The sequence below is a fragment of the Stutzerimonas stutzeri genome (assembly GCF_051028275.1).
GTDB lineage: Bacteria > Pseudomonadota > Gammaproteobacteria > Pseudomonadales > Pseudomonadaceae > Stutzerimonas > Stutzerimonas stutzeri_AS.
In genome coordinates this window covers 1043359-1050000 of the sequence record NZ_CP069269.1, presented here as the reverse complement: position 1 = coordinate 1050000, position 6642 = coordinate 1043359, and the positions used below count along the sequence as shown (strand labels likewise).

Here is a 6642-nt window from a genome sequence, read left to right as displayed (position 1 = left end):
ACCGAGGCCGCGCATTCTACAGCAGCCTTGTTTCTCGTCAAGCTGTTTTTGAAGAAGTTTTTCTTTCTTCTCAACCGCTTGCGCTTCCGATCAACCTAGCGTCTCTCGTCAGCGGGAGGCGAATCATACAGCGTTCAAAACCGCTGTCAACCACCCCTTTCAACCGCCTCCGATCAACCCGACCAGAGCCACCAACAGGACTCAACCACCACCCTGTCAGCCCGGCGCATTCTACTCGAATCCGCCATCCGTGCAACCTTTATTTCTAGCTAACCTGTTGATTTACAAGAGGTTTCGCATAAAGCCTGCGCCGGAGAAGGTGCGCATTATAGGCACTCAGAAACTCACGTCAACGATTGTTTTTAGGATTCTTTGAAATCAAAGCGCCCCGCCACTTAGCGTGCACTTCCGCAAGCCCGCGCTGAACCGCCGGTACACGTGTAATAAGCAGAATCGCCGCAATCGAGGCATACAGACTCCAGCGGCCTGCGTCAGATCTCACGACCCAAAGCATGTGCAACAAGACGACCAGCAAGGTTGGGAAAACGACCCGGTGCAGTTTCTTCCAGCGCTTGCCAAGCTTGCGCATGCTCCAACGCGTCGAGGTAGCTGCGAGGACAGACAGGCCCAACAAAGCGATCGCCCCCACCGCTATATAAGGGCGATCAACTAACTCAGCCGCGAAACCACTGAAATCCAGACCGAGGATAAAATAGAGATAAGCAAAGAGATGAAGCACAGCATAGCCGAACGCCCACAGACCTAACTGACGGCGAAAAGCAATCCAGCCCGACCAGCCTGTCAAGGTTCGCAGGGGCGTCATCGCAAGCGAACATAAGAGCAGAATGAGGCCGCCCTGGCCAAGGTTGTCAACCAACACCTTGCCTGGATCCGGACCCAACGCCGCCGCCGTGGCCAGATACAACCAGTAGCAAGGCACGCTGGCCACGCACAAGAACAGCAGCAATCTCCACCAGGGGTAGCGCATCAGTAGGCCTTTGTCAGATCCATTCCAGCGTACAGCCCTGAGACTTCATCAGCGTACCCATTGAACATCTCGGTTTTGCGTACATTTGGGCTAAACAGGCTCCCCGGGAGCCTACGCTCACGCGCTTGTGACCAACGCGGGTGGGAGACATCTGGATTAACGTTGGCGTAAAAACCGTATTCCTGAGGCGCCATCGCTTGCCACGTGGTCGCTGGCTGCTCGCGAACGAAGCTGATACGAACGATAGATTTGATGCTTTTGAATCCGTACTTCCACGGTACAACGAGTCGCAACGGCGCCCCATTCTGGTTTGGCAGTACACGCCCGTACATCCCCACAGCCATCAAACTCAACGGATGCATGGCCTCGTCCATCCTAAGGCCTTCTACATATGGCCAGTCGATGAGCGAGAAGCCGGTTCGCACGCCCGGCATCTGATCGGGACGTACCAACGTTTCGAAACGGACATACTTGGCACTGGACGTGGGCTCGAGGCGGCGAATCAAATCAGCAAGTGGAATACCCAACCAGGGGATGACCATCGACCACGCCTCGACACAACGCAATCGGTAGATCCGCTCTTCAAGCGTCGATTCGGAAACAAGATCCTCGATTGAATACTTGCCAGGCTTTGCAACTTCCCCGTCGACGGTTACCACCCAAGGGTCAGTAACAAGCTGCGATGCATGACGCGCCGGGTCGCCCTTATCGGGGCCGAACTCATAGAAATTGTTGTAATGGGTAGCGTCCTGAAACGGAGTGATAGCCTCATCTTTAACCGTGACCGCCTCCCATTGTGCTTGACGTAGCATCTCGTCAAACCAGGCGGGCGCTTTGGCCGACGCCACGTCGGCGTATCGAGCAGAATCGGCTTGAGCGATAGCGGGCAGCCCGGCGGCCGCCACTGAGAAGCTCGCTCCTTGCATGAACCGTCGGCGATTCAAATAGAGCGCTTCGGGGGTTACCTCTGATTCGAGACAATCACCGCGACGCGGCGTTCTGATAAGCATGATGTGCTCCGCTGTCTGAGGTTAGGCGAACACCCACTAGACAGCGGATCACTTCAGAAATCAACTTTCGGCGCGCTTGCGGCGACGCATCAAGAACTGCACCGGCCCGGAAACGGCGTAGCCGAGGAAGATCAGAAGCAAAATACGGGGTGGGTCGCTAAACACTACGGCGAAGACCAGCACAACGACCAGAATGGCCACGAAAGGCACCCTTCCCTTCAGGTCCAGATCTTTGAAGCTGTAGTACTTGATATTGCTGACCATTAACAGTCCTGCCGCTGCAACAAGAAGCGCGAAGAGCATGATCACTGCCAAAGGCAGATCGAGCCCGCGAATCCCAGGCTCATCAAGCGCCCACACAGCCCACACCGAGCCAGCAACGACACCCGCTGCCGCGGGACTGGCCAGACCGATAAACCATTTCTTGTCCACCTTACCAATCTGGGTATTGAACCGAGCAAGGCGCAACGCAGCGCATGCCACATAGATGAACGCGACGGTTAACCCAACGTTTCCAAGGCTGGACAACGCCCACTCGTACGCCAATATCGCCGGGGCCAGACCAAAGGCAACCATGTCCGAAAGCGAGTCGTACTCGGCACCAAACGCGCTTTGGGTGTTGGTCAAACGTGCCACTCGACCATCCAGACTATCTAATACCATTGCAACAAACACAGTAGCGGCAGCGACATAGAAGTTGCCGTTGATTGCTGTAACGATGCAGAAGAAACCAGCAAAGAGGTTGGCCGTGGTGAACAGATTCGGGAGTAGGTAGATACCGCGATGGCGAACCTTACGACCTTCGGCGTCCTGACTTTCCTCCACGTGCTCGTCGATTGGCAGGAGACTTTCTGCTTCGATGGGCTTATTCGGCTCTTCGGGATGCTCACTCATGCAAATTCACCTTACAGCAGGTATGAATAATTTCGACAGACCATGGCGCAACGGGTTCATCTAACGCCAGGCATCGGTTTATACCAGACACACAGTTGTAGAACGAAAAAACGCGGCCTAGCCGCGTTTTTCAATCAGAAACCAATATCAGTTTTTGCTCTTGTCTACGATCTTGTTTGCCGCGATCCAGGGCATCATGGAGCGCAGTTTTTCACCAACCACTTCGATGCCATGGGCAGCGTTGTTGCGGCGGTAGGCCGTCATCGATGGGTAATTGGCAGCGCCTTCGGTGATGAACATCTTGGCATACTCGCCATCCTGAATCCGCTTCAGCGCGTTACGCATGGCGGCGCGGGACTCGGCGTTGATGACCTCGGGACCCGTGACGTATTCGCCATACTCGGCGTTGTTGGAGATCGAGTAGTTCATGTTGGCGATACCGCCTTCGAACATCAGATCGACGATCAGCTTCAGTTCATGCAAGCATTCAAAATAAGCCATTTCCGGCGCGTAACCGGCTTCGACTAGCGTCTCGAATCCCGCCTTGACCAGCTCTACGCAACCACCGCAGAGAACGGCCTGCTCACCAAACAGGTCGGTTTCAGTCTCGTCTTTAAACGTGGTTTCGATGATACCGGTGCGGCCGCCGCCCACGCCCGAAGCGTACGACAACGCTACGTTCTTCGCGTTACCGGAGGCGTCCTGATAGATCGCGATCAGATCGGGGATACCGCCGCCCTTGACGAACTCGGAACGAACGGTGTGGCCTGGTGCTTTCGGCGCGATCATGATGACGTCCAGATCAGCGCGCGGCACCACCTGGTTGTAGTGGATAGAGAAGCCGTGCGCGAAAGCCAGCGTGGCTCCCTTCTTCAGGTTCGGCTCGATCTCGTCACGGTACAGACGGCCCTGAAATTCGTCAGGCGTCAGGATCATTACCACATCAGAAGCGGCAACAGCTGCAGCTACGTTGTCTACTTTAAGACCATGAGCCTCAGCCTTGGCGACCGACGGCGAACCTGCGCGCAAGCCAACGGTTACATCAACGCCCGAATCTTTGAGGTTGCACGCGTGAGCATGGCCTTGGGAGCCATAGCCGATGATGGCGACCTTCTTGCCCTGGATGATGGATAGATCGCAATCTTTGTCGTAAAAAACTTTCATGGAGTTACCCCTGTAACTGGCCGTCTGGGCCATTCGATAAACGATTAGATGCTCAGCACTTTGTCGCCGCGTGAAATCCCGGTGACACCGCTGCGCACAACTTCCAGGATCGACGCTGTACCGATGGCCTGGATGAAACTGTCCAGCTTGTCGGTCGTACCGGCCAGCTGAATCGTGTAGACGTTGGGCGTCACGTCGACGATCTGCCCGCGGAAGATATCGGTTGTTCGCTTGACCTCGGCGCGCTGAGCGCCGGTTGCCTTGACCTTGATCAGCATCAGCTCACGCTCGATATGAGCGCTCTCGGACAAGTCGACCAGTTTGACGACCTCAACCAACTTGTTGAGGTTCTTCGTGATCTGCTCGATCACCTCCTCGTGCCCTGCTGTAGTCAACGTCAGCCGAGACAGCGTCGGGTCTTCAGTTGGGGCAACGGTCAGGCTTTCGATGTTGTAGTTGCGCTGTGAAAACAGCCCAACCACACGGGACAAAGCACCTGGTTCGTTTTCCATCAGCAGAGAAATGATGTGTCTCATGATCAGGTCCGCTCCGTCTTGCTGAGCCACATATCTCGCATGGCGCCGTCTTTGATCTGCATCGGATAGACGTGCTCGCTGGTGTCGACTGCGATATCCAGGAAGACCAAACGGTCTTTCAGAGCGAAAGCCTCTTCCATTTTTGGCTTCAGATCCTTCAGCTCAGTGATACGCATCCCCACATGCCCATAAGCTTCGACCAGCTTGACGAAATCAGGCAGCGACTCCATGTAGGAGTGCGAGTAGCGGCTGTTGTATTGCATGTCCTGCCATTGCCGAACCATGCCCAACGCACCGTTGTTGAGATTGATGATCTTCACCGGAAGGTCGTACTGCAGGCAGGTCGACAGCTCCTGAATATTCATCTGGATACTGCCTTCGCCCGTCACGCAGGCGACATCAGCATCCGGGAAGTTCAGCTTCGCGCCCATCGCGGCCGGGAACCCGAAGCCCATCGTGCCGAGGCCACCGGAGTTCAACCAGCGGTTCGGCTTATCGAACTTGTAGTACTGGCACGCGAACATCTGGTGCTGACCCACATCCGACGCTACGTAAGCATCGCCCCTGGTCACTTCGCACAGGGTTTCGATAACGGCCTGCGGCTTGATGATGATGCCGTCGCCTTTGTCGTAGGGGAACAAGCCCCGGCTGCCGCGCCATTCCTCGATCTGCTTCCACCAGCTGGCAACAGTCTCGGCGTTTGGTGCCTGCCCGATTTCCTTGACGATTGCCACCATCTCGGTGAGTACGCTATCAACCGGGCCGACGATTGGGATATCCGCCTTGATGGTCTTGGAGATGGACGCCGGATCGATATCAATGTGAATGATCTTGGCATTCGGACAGAACTTGGTCGCGCCATTGATCACGCGGTCATCGAAACGCGCGCCGACAGCCAAGATGACATCGGAATGATGCATAGCCAGGTTGGCCGTGTAGCTACCGTGCATGCCCAACATGCCGACGAACTGGCGATCGCTGCCCGGATAGCAGCCCAACCCCATGAGCGTATTGGTCACAGGAAGGTTGAGCATCTTGGCAAGCTCGGTGAGCTGCGAGGATGCGCCGCCCATGATCACGCCACCACCGGCATAGATGATTGGGCGCTTGGCCGCCAGCAAAAGCTCGGCCGCCTTGCGAATCTGTCCCGAATGCCCTCGAACGGCCGGGCTGTAGGAACGCAGCTTGGCTTTCTTTGGATAGACGTATTCGAACTTCTCGGCGGGGTTGGTCATGTCCTTCGGGATGTCAACGACGACCGGGCCAGGACGACCGGACTGCGCCAGATAAAACGCCTTCTTCATCACGTCCGGAATTTCCGAAGGATGCTTGATCATGAAACTGTGCTTAACGATGGGCCGAGAGATACCGATCATGTCGGTTTCTTGAAAGGCATCGGTGCCGACCATGTTGCTTGCAACCTGACCGGAGATCACCACCATCGGGATCGAATCCATGTAGGCCGTTGCAATACCGGTGATCGCGTTGGTCGCGCCTGGCCCGGAAGTTACCAGCACCACACCGGCCTTACCGGTAGCACGTGCATACCCATCAGCCATGTGGGTGGCAGCCTGCTCGTGACGCACCAGGATATGTGTGACTTCCTTTTCCTTGAACAGCGCATCGTAGATGTGCAGCAAGGCGCCGCCCGGATAGCCGTAGATGTACTTAACGCCTTCGTCCCGCAAGAAGCGGACAACCATTTCAGCGCCAGATAAAAGTTCCACGTTGTTCACCTCTAGAACGCCAGATAGCCGCTCCGCGTTGGACCGGCCAGAAGTAGGTTTACTGCCAAGCAGCGCATGAGCGACGGTGGTCGCCGACTACGTCAGCTACTGTCAAAGCAAGTATTAGGGAAGCCCCAAAGTGTTGCGGGGCACCCTCCCAGCGCGAGGTAACGCGTTGCGGGTGTTACAAGTCGGCGCGGGTGTGCACCTCATGATTGACCGAAGGGACGCTTGCGGCGGCCCTTCAGAACAGCAAGCATGGAATTGTTCGGATTAGGCTTGGCCAAGTCAAGCCTGCTGTTGCCCTTCCGCTGCATTCAGCT

General features: G+C 56.0%; 6 protein-coding genes. All 6 read right to left on the bottom strand.

What is annotated here, in order from left to right; all coding sequences use genetic code 11:
• Positions 1-349: 349 nt before the first annotated feature.
• The 6 genes from msrQ to JQR87_RS04780 all read right to left on the bottom strand — a co-directional run bounded on the left by msrQ (position 350) and on the right by JQR87_RS04780 (position 6319).
• Positions 350-988 carry a protein-methionine-sulfoxide reductase heme-binding subunit MsrQ gene (gene msrQ / locus JQR87_RS04805; protein ID WP_407292029.1) on the bottom strand — a complete coding sequence of 213 codons (639 nt, stop codon included), beginning with the start codon at positions 986-988 and terminating at the stop codon, positions 350-352.
• A complete protein-coding gene (msrP, locus tag JQR87_RS04800; protein ID WP_407292031.1) occupies positions 988-1998 on the bottom strand; it encodes a protein-methionine-sulfoxide reductase catalytic subunit MsrP in 1011 nt (336 codons plus the stop codon). The genes msrQ and msrP overlap by 1 nt, the downstream gene beginning before the upstream one ends.
• 60 nt (positions 1999-2058) lie before the next feature.
• Positions 2059-2892, bottom strand: coding sequence for a CDP-diacylglycerol--serine O-phosphatidyltransferase (gene pssA / locus JQR87_RS04795; protein ID WP_407292033.1), 834 nt, complete (start codon positions 2890-2892; stop codon positions 2059-2061).
• A gap of 147 nt (positions 2893-3039) precedes the next feature.
• A complete protein-coding gene (ilvC, locus tag JQR87_RS04790) occupies positions 3040-4056 on the bottom strand; it encodes a ketol-acid reductoisomerase (protein ID WP_168425280.1) in 1017 nt (338 codons plus the stop codon).
• A 44-nt stretch (positions 4057-4100) separates the two neighbouring features.
• Positions 4101-4592, bottom strand: a complete 492-nt coding sequence (ilvN, locus tag JQR87_RS04785) for an acetolactate synthase small subunit (RefSeq protein WP_407292035.1) — start codon at positions 4590-4592, stop codon at positions 4101-4103.
• A gap of 2 nt (positions 4593-4594) precedes the next feature.
• Entirely contained in the window at positions 4595-6319 is a 1725-nt protein-coding gene (locus tag JQR87_RS04780; RefSeq protein WP_407292036.1) for an acetolactate synthase 3 large subunit, read from the bottom strand.
• Between the last annotated feature and the right edge of the window lie 323 nt (positions 6320-6642).